Source organism: Campylobacter sp. RM16192, from assembly GCF_004803855.2.
Classification (GTDB): Bacteria; Campylobacterota; Campylobacteria; order Campylobacterales; family Campylobacteraceae; genus Campylobacter_A.
Window position 1 is genome coordinate 1,316,211 of the sequence record NZ_CP012552.1, and the last position, 18,523, is coordinate 1,334,733.

Genomic DNA, 18,523 nt, shown 5'->3' on the forward strand with positions numbered 1-18,523 from the left:
GTTCAAGTCTAGCAGTTTTGTTTGCCTTTATAAATTTATCGTCAAAATTCTTGATCCTAGCATCAAAAGCGGAGCAAACCCCTGACGTCGCAATTAATAAAAAAAATAAAATAATCCTAACTATTTTCGCCATGTATCAGTTTTTTAAAAAGCTCTTTTACACTAATTATCTCGTTTAGCTTATACCCATTTGCACCAGTAAAAAATAGCCCGGTCTCTTTAACTCCTGAAAATGCGTCAAATAACCTATCGGCTATACAATAACCGACCTCTTTAGCCTCTTTTCCGCGTTGACAAGGGCTTACGCAGTTACTTATACAACTTATCTTTGGGCCAGCCTTTTTATCCACTAAGTCTAGTAAATTAGTCCTTACTCCGCGTGCAGGATATCCGACAGGACTTTTAATAAGCTCGATATCCTCTTTTTTCGCATTCAATATCACATCCTTAAAATCCTTGCTGGCATCGCACTCGTGAGTGCCTATAAATCTCGTTCCCATCTGCACTCCGTCAGCGCCTAGTTCACAAACTCTCTTTATATCATCTTTATCCCAGATGCCGCCAGCTGCAAAAAGCGGAAAATCTCCCCACTCTTTTATCTCATCTTTAACGGGTTTTATTAAATTTTCAAGTTGATACTCTGGATCTAGGCATTGCTCATATGTAAAGCCTTGATGTCCTCCGCTAAGAGGTCCTTCTAAAATCACAGCATCAGGGAGACGGTTATATCTCATTGTCCAACGTTTACATATTATCTTTAAAGCTTTAGCAGAAGAGACTATCGGCACTAGCGCTACGTCTTTGAAATTTTGCGTAAATTCAGGTAGGTTTGTAGGAAGTCCGGCTCCACTTATTATTATATTTATACCGTGTTCGCAGGCATCTTTTACGGTTCTAGCGTAATCGTTGCTGGCATATAGTATATTTACTCCAAGAGGCAGATCTCCGCAAATTTTTCTAGCATTATCAATGACAGCCTTAAGACCCTCACGTGAATAGAAATTTTCACTTCCAAGCGGTTTTGAATTTAGCTCTTTGGTTATATGTGCTCTATTTTCATAATATCCGGTACCAACGGAGCTTATTACTCCTAGTCCTCCTTCCAAGCTTACGTTGCCAGCCAGCTTGTCCCAACTTATACCAAGCCCCATTCCGCCTTGAATTATCGGGTACTTTATCTCATATTTTCCAATTTTTATCGATTTAAACTCCATCTACTACCTTTAGTTTTGCGAATTTTCTCTTGCCTACTTGTAAAATATACTCTCCAACGCCAAGTTTTAACTGTTCATCGGAAATTTTCTTTTGATCTATACTAACCGCATTTGCACTTATATCTCGTCTTGCTTGAGAATTTGTAGAGCTTAATTTACAATGAACCAAAGCCTCGACTATCCAAACTGGAGCCTTAAGATTAAATTCTTCAAGCTCTGCCGGAATTTGATTTTGAGTATGAACTCGGTCAAATTCAGCCTTAGCCTCGTTGGCAACCGATTCGCCATGATAGCGTGCCGTTATTTCTAATGCAAGAGCCTCTTTTACAGCCTTTGGATGTGCTTTGCCACTATCAACATCATCTTTTAGACTCTTTATCTCATCCACACTTTTATCACTCAAAAGCTCATAGTATCTCCACATAAGATCATCGCTAATGCTTAAAATTTTACCAAACATATCATTTGCATTATCCGTTACTCCTATATAATTACCCAAGCTTTTACTCATCTTATTTACGCCGTCAAGCCCCTCGAGAAGTGGCATCATTATAACGGCTTGCTCTTTTCCGACATTATAAATTCTTTGCAGGGTTCTGCCCATTAAAAGGTTAAATTTCTGATCGGTTCCTCCCATCTCTATATCGCATTTCATCGCCACACTATCATAGCCTTGCAAAAGAGGATATAAAAACTCACTTATTGATATGGAGCTACCAGCCTTAAATCTCTTCTCAAAATCATCACGCTCAAGCATTCTAGCTACAGGAAAAGTACTTGTTAATTCAACAATACCTGCCGCTCCAAGCTCGTTACACCACTTTGAGTTAAACATTATGACGGTTTTCTTAGGATCTAAAATTTTAAAAACCTGCTCTTCATAAGTTTTAGCATTTTTAGCCACAGTCTCTTTGTCAAGCTTTTTTCTAGTAGCTGATTTACCGCTTGGATCGCCTATTTGACCAGTAAAATCTCCTATTAAAAACTGCACTACAGCTCCATGCTTTTGAAGAAATGCCATTTTAGTAAGCACTACGGAGTGACCCAAGTGAAGGTCTGGCGCAGTAGGATCAAAGCCTGCTTTTACATAAAAATTTTCGCCTTTTTCATAATATCTTTTTACAAGCTCTATAACCTGCTCTTCGCCAATTATCTCTGCAACACCCTTTTTTATCTCGTCTATAATTTTTGCAATATCAGCCACTTCTTCTCCTTAAATTTTAATTATACGCATCATCAAGAGATACAAATTCCATTATCTTATAACGATCTCTTAGTCTATCTTTAATTTCATTCACATCCAAATTTTCATTAAGCTCTATAGTTAGATTAAATACATCCGCAGCAATATCGTTTGCTTCAGAAAGCGTTATAGTAACTAGATCCACTTGCAATCTAGCTATATATGTCAAAAACTCCGCCAAAGAACCACGGCGATTTTCAAGACTTAAGATGATCTTATATCTATGAGGGGCGTTTCTAGTCCATTTGACAAAAATCATCTCATTTTTTTCCTCAATTAGCTTCATAGCGCGCTCACAAAGCTTATGATGAACGGTTACGTGATGATCGGTTCTAAAGCCCATGATATCATCGCCTCTTTTTGGATTGCAACAGTAATCAAACTCTACACTGCTTATTTTATGGTTTGAATAGATAACTATATGATCAAATTTCTGCTTTCTAACAAGATATTTATCGGTTAGAGCAAGAGCAAACGGACGATCTTTTTTGATATATTTCTTAAGCGCATTTACTACATCTTGAAGATATACAGAGTCGTAAGCTGCCCTAAATACCCTTTTTGTCATCTTTTCGCTCTCAAGCCAGACAAGTATTCTATTAGTTGATACGCCAAAAATTCCGCTTAAAATTTCAAGTGCTACGATATTATTTATATCTTTGATTTTTTGCTTGCAAAGAGACCTTATAGTAGCCTTTGCTTTGCCGGTTTTTACACTATTAAGCCAAGAACAACGATATTTAGGCTCATCTCCAGTTACGATATTTACTATATCTCCATTTTTTAGCTCGGTTAGAAGCGAAACTCTAATACGGTTTACGTAAGCCTCTTTAGCATGCAGTCCTATCTCGGTGTGAATCTCATAGGCATAATCGAGCGCTGTAGCACCTCTAGGGAGTGTAAATATATCCCCCTTTGGCGAATATACAGCAATATCTTCCACATACAAACTATCTTTTGCATATTCATAAAGCTCTTCAGGATTATTTTCACCCTCATTTTGCATACCGATATCGCTTAGCCAATCAAGCTTAGGGTTTAAAAATCCTCCGCTTTTATACTTCCAATGGGCTGCAACTCCGTATTCTGCTGTTTTATGCATATCAAAGGTGCGAATTTGAACTTCAAATATGCTTTTGTTATCAAAAATCGTAGTATGTATAGTCTGATATCCATTTTGTTTAGGAAGTGCGATATAGTCCTTAAATCTTGATATAAGAGGGTTAAAATTTATATGTAAAAGCCCGAGTGCCAAATAACAATCCTGAGGCTCTCTAACTAAAATTCTAGCCGCAAGAAGGTCTAAAACCTCCTCTATGGATATTCCTTTTCTTTGCATCTTAAGGTAGATCGAATAGTGATGTTTAACACGCTTTTGTATATCGAAGCTACTTTCATTAAAGCCGTTTTGAAGCAGAATTTGACTGATCTTTTCTATAAATGAATTTAGCTTTAGCTGAAGCTCTTGTTTATGCTCATCTACATATTTGTCTATTTTTTTATACTCTTCAGGAAGCGCATACTTAAAGCTCATGTCCTCAAGTATATTTTTTATAGAAGAGATTCCCAATCTGTGAGCAATAGGCGCATAAACCATAAGTGTTTCTTCGGCGATTCGCTTTTGCTTTTCAGGTCTTAAGGCTTCAAGAGTTAGCATATTATGAAGTCTATCACAAAGCTTTACTACAAGCACTCGCACATCTTCAATAGAGACTAAAAGCATCTTTCTAAATGTCATTGCAGAGGCTGCCAATCGCTCATTTGACTCAGAGCTTGCTAACTTATCCTCTCTTATAGCTACAATTTTAGTAAGCCCCTCTACAAGCTTAGCCACCTCTTCGCCAAACTCTTCTCTAACAGTTTCAGTAGAGCAATCCGTATCTTCTACTACGTCATGCAATAGAGCAGATATTATCATACTCTCATCACCACCCATATGAGCTACGATAGAAGATACCAGTATAGGATGTATCGCGTAAGGCTCTCCACTTTTTCTAAACTGCCCGGCATGGAAAGTTATGCAACAAGAAATAGCCTTTTCTATGTTTGGCGTAATATTACAAAGAGAGACTAAAATCTCTCTAGCACTGGATACATCCTTGCAAACAACTATATCGTCAATTAGTTGTTCTAAAAAAATTCCGTTATTTTGTTGCTTCAACGATAGCCTCTAGACTGATCTTTCCTTCAGCGATTTCGCAAAGTGCAATATCTGCAAATTTCATCTTGCTTGTATCGATATCAAGCAGACTTTTAGCCCCGGCAGCCAAAGCCTCGGCACGTTTTGCAACTACCAAAGATAGCTTATACCTATCGTCTCCAACTGTTTTTAATGCTTTTGCTGCTACCTCTTCTATTCTCATTATTTCTCCTTGATTGTATTTAATTTTTTACTACCGAACAAAGTGCGTTTTCATCGCCTTTTATAATACTTAATAAATTTCCATCCTTAAACATATTGCAAACCAAAATCGGTAGAGAGTTATCTTTAGCGAGTGCTATGGCGGTATCGTCCATAACCTTAATATTATCACTCATCGCAAGTTCGTAGTTTAGCTCTTTTAAAAGCTTAGCATCATCAAATTTCTTAGGATCTTTATCATATACCCCGTCAACTTTTGTGGCCTTAATAATCATATCAGCATCTATTTCGATAGCTCTAAGAGTGGCGGCGGTATCTGTTGTAAAAAACGGATTTCCAGTTCCTGCTGCAAATATGACCACGCGACCCTTTTCAAGATGTCTTTGTGCTCGTCCTACGATAAATGTTTCACAGATAGCTTCCATCTTTATGGCACTTTGCACGCGCACGCTAAGGCCAGCTTTTTCTAGCGCTTCTCTCATCGCAATTGAGTTTATAACAGTAGCAAGCATGCCCATATGATCACCGCTTGTTCTTTTTATAATTCCGTCTCTTGCGGCGCTAACGCCTCTTATAATATTGCCTCCGCCTATTACTATGCCTACTTCGACACTATTTTCTACAAGCTCTTTTATCTGTTTGGCTATAAATTTTAAAACTAAATTATCTATACCAAACCCGCTATCTCCTGCTAATGCTTCGCCTGAAAATTTGACTAAAATTCGCTTTTTACGCTCCATAAATTCTCCTTAAAATTTAAGCATTTTAGCAAAAAAGTGTTTAAATTCTGCTAATCTTTTATCTCAAATATCTATTTAAGAGTTATCATTTCAAGAGGATCTATGTGGTAATTTTTTTGAGTTACTTCAAATGTTAGATCTTGTGATACCCGCCCTATCACATAACCTTTTTGGACCTTTGTGCCAACTTTTACAGTAGGCGCTATCTGACTAAGATGCGCGTATATAGTATGAATCCCGTTTGCATTTTCTATGATTACAACCTTATCTAGCATAGCCGTATCCTTTGCAAATACAACCTTGCCATTTAGCACGCTTTTTACCTTTGCGTCCGGGATTTTAGAGCTTAATACAACAGACTCATTAAAAATTTTAATATCATATATAGGATCAATATAATTTCCAAATTTTTGCTTAACGGTAAAACTATCAAGAGGAGCTATTGTCTTTTCTCCACTATATTTTTTTACTAAACTTGCCTGATAGCTTGAACCTACCTGTTTAACAGAACCGTTAGTTTTTTCTTCTTTAGTATCTTTGTCTTTTTTATGTTTTTTATCCTTTTTGGATTTTTCAGCCTCTTTTTGCTCTGCTAACCTCTTTGCCTCTTCAACCTCTTGTCTTGCGACTATTTTAAGCTCCTCTAGAGTCTTTCTTATCTCTTTTTGCTGCTCTTGAATCATAGATAATTTTTTAGAATAGCTCTGCCTATCTTGCTTTAAATTAGCCACGGTCTTAGACTGTTCACTTTGAAGCAACGCAAGCTCTGTTCGCTTTTGTTTATATGTTTTTAAATCAGCCTGTATATTTTGTATCTTATCATTTTGATCTTTGATTGAATTTGTGGTCTTTTCATAATCCTTAACTAAATTTTTAAAATCATCTTTTATCACACTATTTAAATTAGCCAAAATTTCAGTTGCAATTATGCTCTCATTGCTATCCTCATACTCTTTTGGTGCGATAAGATCAAATGCAAAGTGATCTGATATTATACGTATCATATTTTGTTCTATAAGTCTTTGATTTTGTAAGAGTTCGCTATTTTGCTCATTTAGCTTTTTAAGTTCGCTATTTGCGCTGCTTGCACTGTTTTCAAGCTCTGCAATTTGAGCTAATAACTCCTTCATTTTAGAATCTATCTTCTCTAGTTCAGACTCTCCATACTTGATGTCTTTGGCTAGGTCATCTAATTTTTTATTTAGCTTACTTGCTATTTGGTTTGAAAGTTGCAAAGATGACGTCTGTACCTTAATTTTATCATCAGTACTAGCACAAAATGATGCTCCTAAAAAAAATAATAAAAATAGTAAAATTTTCATATGCTGTTCTTTTTAGCCTCTCTCATAACCAAAGAAACTGCTATTATGCTAAGCGCCAAAGATATGGCAAGTAGCCTACCTCCTTCATATATTATGTCCACGTTAGGAATTTTTAAACCAACCTCATCCATCATAAAACTTACAACACTAAAATCAGGCAGCAAATAGTAAAATACGGTAACAATAATAGTAGCAATAATAGAATCAACTACAGCCATCTTATATAGCACTCCTGATTTTAGCCAAAAAGATGCGCCAAAAAGAGTCATGATGTCTATTCGTTCCTTATGCTCGTATAGCCAAATTCTCATCTGTTTTAGCACTAGCATAAGTCCTAAAATAACAATTAAAATAGAAAAAATTTCAGATATTTTTTTAATTAGATTTAAAATTTTATAAATCTTATTATGAGTCTTTGAAAATGTCTCCACTCTACTAACGCCATTTACTTTCAAAAGCTTTGCTTTAATCTCCTCCATATATTCAACACTTGGAAAAATTTGCAGTTTAATGGAGTAAAATTTAGGCAAAGAGTTCTGTAAAATATTTAAATTTTTGGCTGAAATATCTTTAGAAAGTCTATCTAAAACCGATTTTGTACCTAATCTCTCGATGGATTCAAAATCACTTACCAAAGGCTTTATATTAGAGCTATTCAGATCTTTTGAGCTAACTACTATGATGTTATAATCCTCACTCATAAGTTTTTCATAATCTTTTATGACATTACCCACAAGAGTTATAAACTGGATACAAAAAAGAAGAGCAATAAGAGGAAAGATAACTCCGAAATGATTTTTAAGAGATCTCATGCACGCCTCCGTTTTCTATCACGAAGTGGCGATAATGCACTCTTAAAGTAGACGGGATTTTATGAGTTACAACTACCACGCAGGTGCCTAAAAACTCTCTTGCAGAGCGTAAAAGCGACCATATAACATCACTTGAATAATCATCTAAATTTCCAGTAGGCTCATCGCATAAAAGCAAATTTGGATTATGTGCCAAAGCCCTTGCCATCGCTACTCGTTGCTGCTCTCCACCGCTTAACTCAAGAGGAAATTTATGAGCTTTATGCAGTAAATTTACATGCTTTAGCAGCTTATGAGCTTGATTTTTACATACATTATGTGCAAGCCCTTTTATCATAAGCGGCAGCATCACGTTCCTCTCGACACTCCACTCATTTATCAGGCGGTAATTTTGAAATATGATCCCAATTTTTTGCCTAACTTCACTAAGTTTTTTTTGGCTTATATTGTTCATATTAGCAAGACAAACTTCAAGAGAGCCGGAATATGGCTTAATCTCACCGTAAAGCGATTTAACGATAGTTGATTTACCACTACCGCTTTTTCCTGTTATTATCACAAAATCACTAGCGCTTATATCTAAATCCACATTTTGGACTATAAGTTCATTTTGATTATACCCGAGAGAAAGACCATGAGAACTAATAATCTTTTGCATTAGCCAAATACTCCTTTAATGCGAAATGCGCATTTAAATTTTCTCTCGTTAAAAGCGGCTTTTTTATAAAGTATTCGCACTTTTGAGGGGTGATTAGGATATAGCACTGCTCTGGCTGAGAAAATGCGCCAAAAGATATGCGAAGCAAAATTTCATCTTCACTTTTCTCAAATTTCTCCTCAATATGCAAGAAGCAGTCATCTTTTTTTATAGTTATATTTTTAAAGTTTTTTGATATGGCTTTAACATCATAATTGCTATCAAATTTCATCTCGCTAAGTGTTTTTAAGGGCTCGCTTTTTATTTCGCACTCAAAAGTTACATCATAGATATCTTTTAGCTGTTTCTTCCACCTATCCTCATATTTACTTGAAACATTAAGATATTTATTTTTATCCACAATAAGTTTTGAGCTATGCAAATTTAAAAGCTGAGATATAGTGTACTCCGTATAATTTCTACTATCACTTCTAAGCTCGAATCTACCGCCTATTTTAAGAGTTCTTTCGCACTCTTTTGTAAATTTTTCAGACACTACTCGCCTATGAGGTGCGTCATCCCAAGGCACAGGAAAGTGAAGAAAAATTTTATCTATGAAATTTGAATCGATCAAGGACAAAAGCAACCTAGCATCGCTATTAATAAGCACTACATTGTTTAATTTTTTACTCTTTGCAAGCTTTGCGACCTGCTCGATAGATGGCTTATAGACCTCTATTCCTATGACCAAAGCATCGGGGTTTTTTTCTGCTTGCCAGAGCAGGTGCCTGCCTGAACCAAAGCCTATCTCTATAAAAATTTTAGATAATCTTGACTCTTTTAAAATTTGCAAAAGCTCTTTAGTGTCTGAGATATAAGAGGTTTTTTGCGTTAAATGAGTTTTCTTTACAGCTATTGCCTCACTTACAATTTCTTCGCAATTTAGCTCTTTAAATTTTACCAAAGCCTTTTGTAATAGACCTATTTGGGCAGGCCTTGTTATCTTATCGCCTTTTACTAAAAAGCCATTTTTATGCTCTTTCAAAGTCACAAAAAACTCTTCAATTCCACTTTGAGTATAGATAATAGTAGAGTTTCTGCCTCTTGCTTCCCATGCAAAAACCACCTCATCCTGAATAATCGGGTAGGCTAAAGATTTTAAATTTTTAGTTATAAAATTTGGCATTATTCTATAATTACCATAGCTTTATGGGATTCATCAGAACTTATGCCATACTCGTCTATAGCTATAACTTTATATGTATATTTTAGACTATAATTGACATCAGTATCTATAAATTCATTATTGGTTATATTTGTAAATCTTCTCTCTCCTTCTCCGCCTTCCCTGATTACAGTATAGCTTCTAGCCTCCTTTGGTCCGCTCCACTGAACTTTTACAGCCGAACTATCAGCTACTATGGATGATATTATAGGAGCGTCTATGGCCGCCAGAGTTGATCCTGTAACGGCTTCATCGGGCTTTTTAGACTCAAGTCCGTCTTTGTCTACAATAGTAATCTTATATAGCCTTGTAGCGCCATTTTCGTTAATTAAATCCTCGTAGCTATTTGTTTTGGTTTTAGCAAGATATGTATATGGCAAAAATTTATTTGAAGTGCTATAAATTTTGTAGTATCCAAAGTCTTCGCTCGCCACGCTATCCCATGTGATAATAATCTTTTTTGGAGCATTTGTAGTAGCTTGTATATTTACAACTTTATTTGGAAGCGGTTTTGTAGTAGAATCAACTATCTCGCTTGGTTTAGATACAACTCCTGTGCTAGTTTTTACAAAAACTCTATATTTATACCCCCTGCCTGATTTTACGCTATCGTCTATATATTCGGCATGTAGCCTTCCTTTGATTTCCGCTATCTGTCTCCAATTATCTTTACCGATATCGGCTTTTTCCACTATATAAGATACGACTCTTAAATCAGGATGCGGACGCCATATTAACTTCACACGCTCCGGCAAATTAGTAAGAGCTCTTAAAAAAGGCACCGACTCTATAAGAGGTCTAGTGCTTGCATTTATAATTACGCCAGGATTTGAAATTTGCTTATTTGAGTTATATGTTCTCATCTCATATGAATATGTAGTCTCAGGAGCTAAATTTGAATCCACATGATGGCTTGCAAAGCGATCTTTTATATCGGCCACCATCATCATTTTGCCTCTATTTTCATTAGGATTTGATCTATAAAGATAATATCCAGCTACATCCGTTGTGGTAGCAGGAGTCCATTCAAAGCCTATTTCCGTCATATCGCTAATAGTTTTTAAGCTGGTAACAGTAGGCAAATTTGGATTAGTTTGCGTAGGCGTACTAGGTGAAACACATCCAGTGATCACAACGGCCAAAGATAGCATCAAGCCTTTCAAAATCGATCTTTTCATCAACTATCTCCTTATTAAATTTATTAAATAAAATTTCATTAAAGTCATCCCAAAGCGGAGCTACGAATCTCATCCTTTTGCCTGTATTTGGATGAGTGAAGTAAAGCCCGTAGGCGTGAAGCATAACTCTTTTTATTTTATCGTTTTCGCTCTTAAACCCATATAAAGTATCGCCTAAAATATGGCGGTTTATGCTGGCTAGATGAACTCTAATCTGATGAGTTCTGCCGGTAAAAAGCTTAGCTGCTATTAAATTTATTCCGCTCTCTTGAATCAAATTTACAAAAGCACTTTTAGCGCTTCTTCCGTCACTTGTAATTGCTTTTTTTAAACGATTATTCGGGCTTCTGCCTATCTTTCGCTCTATCACACACTCCTCTTTAAGCGGCAAATCGGTAATCGCAAGATAAATTCTACCCATTGTCTTATCGCTTAACTGAGCTGAAAGCGCTGCGTGAGAGTGGTTGTTTTTGGCAACTACTATCGCTCCGCTAGTGCCCTTATCAAGCCTATGCACGATACCAGCCCTACTCTCTCCGCTGAAAGTAGATAGCAAAAAGCCTTTCTTTCCAAGCCAGTCTACAAGCGTAGCCTCTTTAACGCTCGGAGCTGGATGAACAACTAAATTTGGCGGCTTATTAAGTACTATCAAATCATCATCTTCATACAAAATAGACACTTCAAATTCCGCACTAAAATTTAAATTTTCATCATTTGATTCTAAAATTTTTACATCTATAACGTCATCTAGACTAAGCTTAGCCGAGCCCTTTAATATGGGCTTTGAATTTAGACTTACACAGCCATTTTTGATTAAATTTAAAATTTGATTTCTTGAGATTTTAAGCTCTTCAGACAAAAACAGATCTACTCTTTTACCTATATCCTTGCTCTCTTTTACAGATATTTGATTCAACCGTTTCCTTTTTGGTGTTATAATTCCGCTAAAAAAGGCGAAATTTTGATAAGACTTGATAGGCGAATTCTAACTCATTTTGACTTTGTTCAACCAATCTTGATACTACCTATTATAATTTTATCATATATTTTAGTTTCAGAAGCAAATTCTATTCTATCAAATAAACAGCTTATATATTTCAGCATAGGACTGCTCGCGTTTACATTTTTTTTCCTGCTTCCAATAAGAAGGCTTGAATGGCTAATACCGGCATTTTACTGGCTATGTATAGCGCTTTTAATAAGTGTTGATCTATTTGGAGTAACAAAATTAGGAGCAAAACGCTGGCTTGAAATCCCTTTTGTGCATTTTACTATTCAGCCATCAGAGATAATGAAGCCATCATTTTTACTTATGATGGCATACCTAGTAAAGCATCGCCCTCCGGGAATTAACGGTTATGGGCTCAAGGATTTTTTAAGACTTAGTATATACATAATCCTACCTGCATTTTTGATTATGAAAGAGCCTGATCTTGGGACTGCTTTGATCCTTATAATTATGGGATATGCAATTTTATTCATCATAGGAGTAAATAAAAAAATATGGCTTAGCATAGCCGCCGGTATAGTCATATTGGCTCCTTTAATATATGAAAATTTGCACGACTATCAGAAAAAAAGAATCAATGATTTTTTAAGTGAAGAATCAAGCTATCACGTTCGCCAAAGCATAGTCGCCATAGGAAGCGGTGGTCTCACGGGCAAATCAAAAGATGAAGCCACTCAAACGCACTTTAAATTTTTGCCAATTGCAACCAGTGATTTTATCTTTTCATATACCATTGAAAGATTTGGTTTTTTGGGGGCATTTACGCTGATGATGTTTTACGGATTTTTAATCACTCATCTACTTAGCCTAAACTACGGTCTTAAAGATGATTATTTCACGCAAGTGGTTACAACAGGAATTGGAATTTTGATATTTATCTATGTAAGCGTAAATATTATGATGACTATTGGATTTGCTCCGGTTGTAGGTATTCCGCTTCCGTTTTACAGCTACGGCGGAAGTAGCTTTGTGACCTTTTTGAGCCTATTTGGAATTTTACAAAATTTACTTACTTTTAGATTTGATCCTACATACCGCTTCGTAAAGATCAAATTTTGATTTAAGCCAAGTTCATGGCTTAAATTTATGCTTTCTTTAAAAACTCGGTCTTAAGTACAATAACGCCCATTTTATCAATCCTGCACTCAACTTCCTTGTCATTTCCAGTTAGCTTAATGTTTTTCGCCATTGTTCCGCGTTTAAGAGTTGCGCCTGCGCCTTTTACCTTAAGATCTTTGATGAGAGTTACGTTATCTCCTGCATTTAGTTCTGTTCCGTTTGCATCTTTTGGCATACTTTCTTCTTGTAAAATTTGAGCCATTATAGCAGGTAAATTTTACAAGTTGCAAGCCTAAGGCTTAAAATTTACTCTTATAATTTTGGTCTTGTCGCCCTCTATACCAAAATCATTATCGTTTATCAGATACCACTCATCTGAAGAAATGATAATCAAAGACTCGATCTTGCTTGGAAATTTATCAAAGTTATCTGTATCAAAAACAAGCTCTTTTGATAAAACTTCACCATTTTTTGCATTTTTGATATCAACTTTATAAAATTTAGTACTCTTACTTATTCGCTCAAGCACTACTATATCGCCATTTGGTAGACTTACCATCTCGCTTATCTTTACATCATTTTGCTTTCTTGACTTCTTTTTAGTATCTTTTTTAAAATTGCTCCATTCATCGGTTTTGTAGATATATTCGCCAACTACTTTTTTATTTTTTATATTAATAGCCAAAAAGACTACTTCTCTTGAGTTTTCATCTCCTATATAAGGACTTTGAAGCACAGTATATAAAGTGTTCTCATCTGGGCTTATGGCAAGAGATTCAAAACCCCTATTTAACTCTCTTTGTCTTAATTTGGCAGGCAAATTTTCAACTATTTTAGTGTCTGCTCTGCTTAAACTTGCCGCCACACCTTTTAGAACCCATCTCTCCTTAACTCTTCCATCACTTGAAACATGCACTATACTTGGTCCATACTCGTCAGCTAAATAAAACTCCCTATCTTTCGTAACAACTATAGCTTCGATATCAAGTCCGTTTACATCATCTTTTATATTTGAGCCATTAAGCGTAAAAGCAGCCTCCGTATCTGGATTTGAAATCCCAGTTAAAGGCTTGCCACTTGAAGTTTTTAGCGGAATTTTTTCAAGAATTTCATATCCATCATTAAGTATTTTTATTTTGTAAATAGTAGGAGAAAAATTTGGAAATGGGAAAATTTTGCCCTTACTGCAAACTTCTTCACCTAAAATTTTCTTTGAACTTTTACAATCAATATTAACTCCTACATCATCCACCAAGCTATTATGTATTTTTTATCATCAATTACTTTTACCCAATATCCAAAAGTTTGCCTAGATATGAATGTGTCATCATCAATATTTAAAATCTTAGCTACTTTATTACGAGTAACAAACGTTAAAGTCTGTTCCTTCTTCCGTTTCGTTTAGTGCCTTGATAAAATCTCTTATTCTGTCTTTATCGATTAAAGCAGGATGATGTTTAACAGGCTTTTTTACAAACAGAGAGTTAGATATTGACTTAGCCACATTTTACCTCTAAGTAATCAAGCTCTATCATATAATCTAGTATTTGGCTGGCAAGGTTTTTAGTCCTGATGAGGTTGTCACCTATGCCTTTGCTGTCATTTATCGCCTTTAAAGGTCGTGAGATGTCGCCGTTATATCTCTAATATTCTTTTTGTTGAGATAAGTTAAGTATTTCAGTCTTGACAATTCTTTTTTAATAGTATTTTCCGATAATATCTTTCGCTTGTGTTCTAAGTATATTTCTGTAGCTTTTTCAAAAGTTATATGTGTATGTGATTGTGTATATGTATGTGTATCACGCTTCATTAAAACCGCTTGCGCCCTTGCTTCCGCTAGGGTAATGAATGGATACTCGCCTATTTTCTTTTGTGTATCGCCACATCTAAAATAAAATACTTTAGTGGGTTTAATGCCTGGCTCTGATGGATAAACATAGATGTATAGGTTATCCGCACCGCCTACACTTACACGTTTAAGCTTCTTGCCATTTTCGCATTTCAAGCCCTTTAATTCCTTATCACTCATCGGCTTTACTCTACCACCCATAACAAAGCCCCTTGTAATCGTTGTTTTGTCAAGTTTTATGTGTATGTAGCTCACTTACACATATCACATACACATAAAAGCATAATCCGATTATAATTTATTTGAAGTAAATTGATACTTAAAGAAGTGAGTTTAAGCGATTAAAGTTCGTATTTAAGGTGTTTTTGTGAAGTGATTTGATGTGATTTGAAGCTTAAATATTACTTAAAAAGTATGTAATGGTGGGTTCACCAGGACTCGAACCTGGGACCATCCGGTTATGAGCCGGATGCTCTAACCAACTGAGCTATGAACCCATTAGCTAAATTGAAGTTGTGATTATATCACCTCAAAACTTATTTATCGCTAAATTTTGATTTAAAATTTTAAAAAATGTATAATTTCTCAAAATTTTAAAAATAGAGGTAAAAGTGTCCGAAGTTTTAGTTAAATCAATGAAACAATTTTTAGATAATCCAAGTAATAAAAACGAAAATGAGCTTATAAAAGAACTCAAGAAGGCAGAATTTATAGCGCCTGTTATTATAAATCAAGCCTTAGCAAAGCCTGACGGAAAAGCTGTCTATGAGGAAGAAGGTTCAAATATCAAATTTATTCTGCTTGAAGATGAAGAAAGTACTCTCAGCTATTTTCCAGCTTTTACAAGCAAAGAAGAAATGATGAAATGGAGAAGTGATAGCGAACAAGAAGTGTTAAATTTACAGCTTAAAAACTATCTTGCTATGCTAGAAGCCTCAAAAGAAAAATATGCAGGTATCGTTATAGACGCTTTCTCGTATAATCTAATATTAAATTGCGAAACAATTAAGCAAATTTGTGAAATTTGATCTCAAATTTCACTCACTCTGCATTTCATCGCCATCATCAAATCCAAGCTCAAGCCTCTTTATCTCGCCGATAGCATTTCCAGCAATCCCTTTAATAGATCCAAACATCTCTATGGCATTATCGCGAACTTTTTCTATCTGTTTTTCGCGACTCTTCCAAATTCGCTTCATCGCATTTTGCTCTTTTATGAGATCATCTTGCATTGAAGTAAAACCCTCTACAATGGCTTCAATTCGCATTTTAAACTCATTGCTAGTTAGATAGCTGTATAAAAGCTCGATTTTGCTACCTTGATTTTGACTCAAATTTTTAGCAAATTTTAGCTCAACCAAACCATTTCTAAGCACAAAGCTAAGCGCCTTAAACTCCTCATACGAACACACCCACACACCATCAACCAGCCCCAGTCGCTCCATATCTTTTGGTCTAGCTTCACTTACTAAAATTCCCACATCAGCACCGCTTGAGCGCATATCGGCTTTAAATTTCTCTATCCACTCATTTGAAAAGTTCTTGGTTCGCTTACTTTCATAATAAATTTTACCGCAGTTTTGCACCTCTCTGGTATTTACTATCTGCATGCAGTCAGCGCCGTTTGCACCCTTTTTAACCTCTTCTATCACGTCAAGTGGGAATTTAAGCCTAAGCCACTCTTCTATCATAAGCTCTTGCACTTCGCCTTGAAGCTGTTGACTGCCCTGCTCTATCTTGCGCTGAGCCTCATTTAGCTGCTTTTTTAAAGCTTCCATCTGCTCATCTTTTTGACGAAATTTAAGCTCATTTTGAGATTCGATTAGCTTTTGAATTTTCTCTTTTTCCTGCGATAGTTTAGCGCTAAACTCAAGCTCAGCCTTGGCTTTTATACTAGATTCTAGCTCATCTTTTTCTCGTTTTAGTTTTTCTATCTCGACAGTTTTTAAATTTAGCTCGCTAACTTGTCTAGATTTTGCCTCAAGCTCGACTTTAAGAGAGTTTATAAGGGTTAAATTTTCACTTTCAAATTTGCTTTTTAGTTCATTTTCAAGCTCTGTTTTTTTTAAATTTAAAGCATCTTGCAAGTTCTTTTCAAACTCTTTTTCCTTTTGTTTTAAAGCTTCAAAATGCGTTTTATACTCACTTCGCTTTACTTCAAGCTCTTTTTCAAATTCACGTTGCTGCAGAGCCATTTTTTGGTTAAATTCAAGTTCAAACTCTCTTTTGAGAGCTAAATTTACATCGATTTCATGACCGCAATTGGCGCATTTTATGCTATTTTTCAAAGCTAAAGCCTTGTTTTCATCTTTTCAAATTCATCTTGCACGATTTTACTATTTGGCTCATTAGTCATCTTATCTATCGCATCACCCCATAAGCTAATAATTACTATAGCTATACTTGACGCGATAAATCCTGGTAAAATTTCATAAATTTCAGAGCTTAATCCAAGCATTATCCATATTATTACGGTAGCTCCACCTACTATCATGCCCGCAAGTGCGGCTAGCGCGCTCATTCTCTTCCAGTAAAGACTAAATAATATAACAGGACCAAAGCTGGCACCAAATCCAGCCCAAGCATTTCCAACTACGCTTAAAACGCTATCGTCTGAAAAAAATGCAATAAATGTTGCAGTAAGAGCTACAGCAACTACGGCATATCTACCAAAGGCTACCTGAACTTTTTCATCCAACTCTTTTTTATAAAATGCGAACACAAAATCCTTTGTTACAGAGCTTGCGCTTACTAGCAGCTGGCTTGAAATAGTACTCATGATCGCAGAAAGTACGGCAGAGATAATAACTCCTACTATAAATGGGTGAAAAAGCGTCTCTCCAAGCTTTAAAAATACGGTCTCAGGATCTTTTAGTGGAGCTCCTAATTGACTATAGTATACAAAACCTATAAGTCCACTCATCATAGCTCCTATTAGACCCAAAGCCATCCAGCCTATACCGATTCTACGAGCTTGTGCAAGTTCGTCTGAACTTCTTATCGCCATAAAGCGCACTATGATATGAGGCTGACCAAAATATCCAAGCCCCCAAGCCATAAGACCCAAAACGCTTAAAAAATTCTGATTATAAAATATATCAAGATGATTTTTACTATACTTGCTAATCTCGCTCCATAAACTAGTGCCATCCGGCAAATTCAGATTAAAAAATGCGACAGTAGGCACCAAAACCAAAACCAAAAACATTAGCGTGCCCTGGAACGCGTCTGTTATGCAAACAGCCTTAAATCCTCCAAAAAAAGTATAAAAAACAACTATAAAAAGTGTAAATATAGCACCTATCTTAAAATCAAGCCCGAAAAAACTCTCAAAGCTCTTTCCGCCAGCGATTATGCCGCTGCTAACATATAATGTAAAGAATACAAGAATAATCATTCCGGAAACTATTCTAAGTATCTTTGTGTTGTCTTTAAAGCGGTTTTCTAAAAAGTCAGGAATAGTGATACTATCACTAGCAACCTCGGTATATACACGAAGTCTTTTTGCTAAAAAGCGATAATTACAATAAGCTCCAATAGTAAGCCCTATAGCTATCCACGCATTGGCAAGCCCTGTAGCATAAAGCGCTCCAGGAAGCCCTAGCAGCATCCAACCGCTCATGTCACTAGCTCCTGCACTAAGAGCGGTCACAACGGGACCCAAGCGGCGATTATCCAGCAAATATTCGTTCATGCTGGCATTTTTGTCATAAGCATATCTACCAACTACAAGCAAAAATCCAAAATATATAGCAATCGCAATATAAGCGCTAAACTCCATAAATAAAGCCCTTGTAATAAAATTTAAAAATAGTATAGTAGCATTTAATTTATTAAAATTTAAAAAATATAGAGTATTTATTTAAAAATTTA

The 18,523-nt window shown here is 35.8% G+C and carries 19 protein-coding genes and 1 tRNA gene; 2 read left to right on the forward strand and 18 right to left on the reverse strand.

Annotated features, from left to right (window positions below; all coding sequences use genetic code 11):
• Positions 1-116: 116 nt before the first annotated feature.
• The 11 genes from CDOMC_RS07020 to CDOMC_RS07070 form a co-directional block, all read right to left on the reverse strand.
• A complete protein-coding gene (locus CDOMC_RS07020) occupies positions 117-1,214 on the reverse strand; it encodes a nitronate monooxygenase (RefSeq protein ID WP_172128943.1) in 1,098 nt (365 codons plus the stop codon).
• Positions 1,204-2,418 carry a tyrosine--tRNA ligase gene (gene tyrS / locus CDOMC_RS07025; RefSeq protein ID WP_172128944.1) on the reverse strand — a complete coding sequence of 405 codons (1,215 nt, stop codon included), beginning with the start codon at positions 2,416-2,418 and terminating at the stop codon, positions 1,204-1,206. Before tyrS ends, CDOMC_RS07020 begins: the two co-directional genes overlap by 11 nt.
• 16 nt (positions 2,419-2,434) lie before the next feature.
• Positions 2,435-4,618, reverse strand: coding sequence for a RelA/SpoT family protein (locus CDOMC_RS07030; RefSeq protein ID WP_172128945.1), 2,184 nt, complete (start codon positions 4,616-4,618; stop codon positions 2,435-2,437).
• The gene (locus CDOMC_RS07035; RefSeq protein ID WP_172128946.1) at positions 4,602-4,820 is read right to left on the reverse strand and encodes a DNA-directed RNA polymerase subunit omega; all 219 of its coding nucleotides are present in this window, start codon (positions 4,818-4,820) and stop codon (positions 4,602-4,604) included. Before CDOMC_RS07035 ends, CDOMC_RS07030 begins: the two co-directional genes overlap by 17 nt.
• 19 nt (positions 4,821-4,839) lie before the next feature.
• A complete protein-coding gene (gene pyrH, locus CDOMC_RS07040; protein ID WP_172128947.1) occupies positions 4,840-5,559 on the reverse strand; it encodes a UMP kinase in 720 nt (239 codons plus the stop codon).
• 71 nt (positions 5,560-5,630) lie between these two features.
• On the reverse strand, positions 5,631-6,881 hold the full coding sequence (locus tag CDOMC_RS07045) for a murein hydrolase activator EnvC family protein (RefSeq protein WP_172128948.1): 1,251 nt from the start codon (positions 6,879-6,881) through the stop codon (positions 5,631-5,633).
• Entirely contained in the window at positions 6,878-7,693 is an 816-nt protein-coding gene (locus tag CDOMC_RS07050) for an FtsX-like permease family protein (protein WP_172128949.1), read from the reverse strand. Before CDOMC_RS07050 ends, CDOMC_RS07045 begins: the two co-directional genes overlap by 4 nt.
• Complete coding sequence (locus CDOMC_RS07055) at positions 7,680-8,351, reverse strand: cell division ATP-binding protein FtsE (RefSeq protein WP_172128950.1); 672 nt, start codon at positions 8,349-8,351, stop codon at positions 7,680-7,682. The genes CDOMC_RS07050 and CDOMC_RS07055 overlap by 14 nt, the downstream gene beginning before the upstream one ends.
• Complete coding sequence (gene trmB / locus CDOMC_RS07060; protein ID WP_172128951.1) at positions 8,335-9,516, reverse strand: tRNA (guanosine(46)-N7)-methyltransferase TrmB; 1,182 nt, start codon at positions 9,514-9,516, stop codon at positions 8,335-8,337. Before trmB ends, CDOMC_RS07055 begins: the two co-directional genes overlap by 17 nt.
• Positions 9,516-10,733, reverse strand: a complete 1,218-nt coding sequence (locus tag CDOMC_RS07065) for a fibronectin type III domain-containing protein (protein ID WP_172128952.1) — start codon at positions 10,731-10,733, stop codon at positions 9,516-9,518. Before CDOMC_RS07065 ends, trmB begins: the two co-directional genes overlap by 1 nt.
• On the reverse strand, positions 10,663-11,649 hold the full coding sequence (locus CDOMC_RS07070; RefSeq protein WP_236861297.1) for an RluA family pseudouridine synthase: 987 nt from the start codon (positions 11,647-11,649) through the stop codon (positions 10,663-10,665). Before CDOMC_RS07070 ends, CDOMC_RS07065 begins: the two co-directional genes overlap by 71 nt.
• 45 nt (positions 11,650-11,694) lie before the next feature.
• Between CDOMC_RS07070 and CDOMC_RS07075 the strand changes: the two genes are divergently transcribed.
• The gene (locus tag CDOMC_RS07075) at positions 11,695-12,801 is read left to right on the forward strand and encodes an FtsW/RodA/SpoVE family cell cycle protein (protein ID WP_172128953.1); all 1,107 of its coding nucleotides are present in this window, start codon (positions 11,695-11,697) and stop codon (positions 12,799-12,801) included.
• A gap of 25 nt (positions 12,802-12,826) precedes the next feature.
• On the opposite strand, the gene CDOMC_RS07080 is transcribed toward CDOMC_RS07075, so the two are convergent.
• The 5 genes from CDOMC_RS07080 to CDOMC_RS07100 all read right to left on the reverse strand — a co-directional run bounded on the left by CDOMC_RS07080 (position 12,827) and on the right by CDOMC_RS07100 (position 15,147).
• Positions 12,827-13,036, reverse strand: a complete 210-nt coding sequence (locus CDOMC_RS07080; protein ID WP_172128954.1) for an alkylphosphonate utilization protein — start codon at positions 13,034-13,036, stop codon at positions 12,827-12,829.
• A gap of 57 nt (positions 13,037-13,093) precedes the next feature.
• The gene (locus CDOMC_RS07085; protein ID WP_172128955.1) at positions 13,094-14,053 is read right to left on the reverse strand and encodes an esterase-like activity of phytase family protein; all 960 of its coding nucleotides are present in this window, start codon (positions 14,051-14,053) and stop codon (positions 13,094-13,096) included.
• A 105-nt stretch (positions 14,054-14,158) separates the two neighbouring features.
• Positions 14,159-14,305 (reverse strand): hypothetical protein, encoded by a 147-nt coding sequence (locus CDOMC_RS07090; RefSeq protein WP_172128956.1) that lies wholly within the window; start codon positions 14,303-14,305, stop codon positions 14,159-14,161.
• A 108-nt stretch (positions 14,306-14,413) separates the two neighbouring features.
• Positions 14,414-14,851 (reverse strand): Arm DNA-binding domain-containing protein, encoded by a 438-nt coding sequence (locus CDOMC_RS07095; RefSeq protein ID WP_172128957.1) that lies wholly within the window; start codon positions 14,849-14,851, stop codon positions 14,414-14,416.
• 219 nt (positions 14,852-15,070) lie between these two features.
• Positions 15,071-15,147, reverse strand: a tRNA-Ile gene (locus CDOMC_RS07100).
• A gap of 138 nt (positions 15,148-15,285) precedes the next feature.
• On the opposite strand from CDOMC_RS07100, the gene CDOMC_RS07105 reads away from it, so the two are divergent.
• The gene (locus CDOMC_RS07105; RefSeq protein WP_172128958.1) at positions 15,286-15,678 is read left to right on the forward strand and encodes an SseB family protein; all 393 of its coding nucleotides are present in this window, start codon (positions 15,286-15,288) and stop codon (positions 15,676-15,678) included.
• Positions 15,679-15,687: 9 nt separating this feature from the next.
• Here the strand turns inward: CDOMC_RS07105 and CDOMC_RS07110 are convergent, their stop codons facing one another.
• Complete coding sequence (locus CDOMC_RS07110; protein WP_236861298.1) at positions 15,688-16,938, reverse strand: DUF2130 domain-containing protein; 1,251 nt, start codon at positions 16,936-16,938, stop codon at positions 15,688-15,690.
• Positions 16,939-16,940: 2 nt separating this feature from the next.
• Entirely contained in the window at positions 16,941-18,431 is a 1,491-nt protein-coding gene (gene putP, locus CDOMC_RS07115) for a sodium/proline symporter PutP (RefSeq protein WP_172128959.1), read from the reverse strand.
• Between the last annotated feature and the right edge of the window lie 92 nt (positions 18,432-18,523).

Coding starts and splice junctions, on each gene's coding strand:
- CDOMC_RS07020 (WP_172128943.1), bottom strand. CDS start 1,214: ATGGAGTTTAAATCGATAAAAATTGGAAAATATGAGATAAAGTACCCG.
- CDOMC_RS07035 (WP_172128946.1), bottom strand. CDS start 4,820: ATGAGAATAGAAGAGGTAGCAGCAAAAGCATTAAAAACAGTTGGAGAC.
- pyrH (WP_172128947.1), bottom strand. CDS start 5,559: ATGGAGCGTAAAAAGCGAATTTTAGTCAAATTTTCAGGCGAAGCATTA.
- CDOMC_RS07045 (WP_172128948.1), bottom strand. CDS start 6,881: ATGAAAATTTTACTATTTTTATTATTTTTTTTAGGAGCATCATTTTGT.
- CDOMC_RS07050 (WP_172128949.1), bottom strand. CDS start 7,693: ATGAGATCTCTTAAAAATCATTTCGGAGTTATCTTTCCTCTTATTGCT.
- CDOMC_RS07055 (WP_172128950.1), bottom strand. CDS start 8,351: ATGCAAAAGATTATTAGTTCTCATGGTCTTTCTCTCGGGTATAATCAA.
- trmB (WP_172128951.1), bottom strand. CDS start 9,516: ATGCCAAATTTTATAACTAAAAATTTAAAATCTTTAGCCTACCCGATT.
- CDOMC_RS07065 (WP_172128952.1), bottom strand. CDS start 10,733: ATGAAAAGATCGATTTTGAAAGGCTTGATGCTATCTTTGGCCGTTGTG.
- CDOMC_RS07080 (WP_172128954.1), bottom strand. CDS start 13,036: ATGCCAAAAGATGCAAACGGAACAGAACTAAATGCAGGAGATAACGTA.
- CDOMC_RS07095 (WP_172128957.1), bottom strand. CDS start 14,851: ATGGGTGGTAGAGTAAAGCCGATGAGTGATAAGGAATTAAAGGGCTTG.
- CDOMC_RS07105 (WP_172128958.1), top strand. CDS start 15,286: ATGAAACAATTTTTAGATAATCCAAGTAATAAAAACGAAAATGAGCTT.
- putP (WP_172128959.1), bottom strand. CDS start 18,431: ATGGAGTTTAGCGCTTATATTGCGATTGCTATATATTTTGGATTTTTG.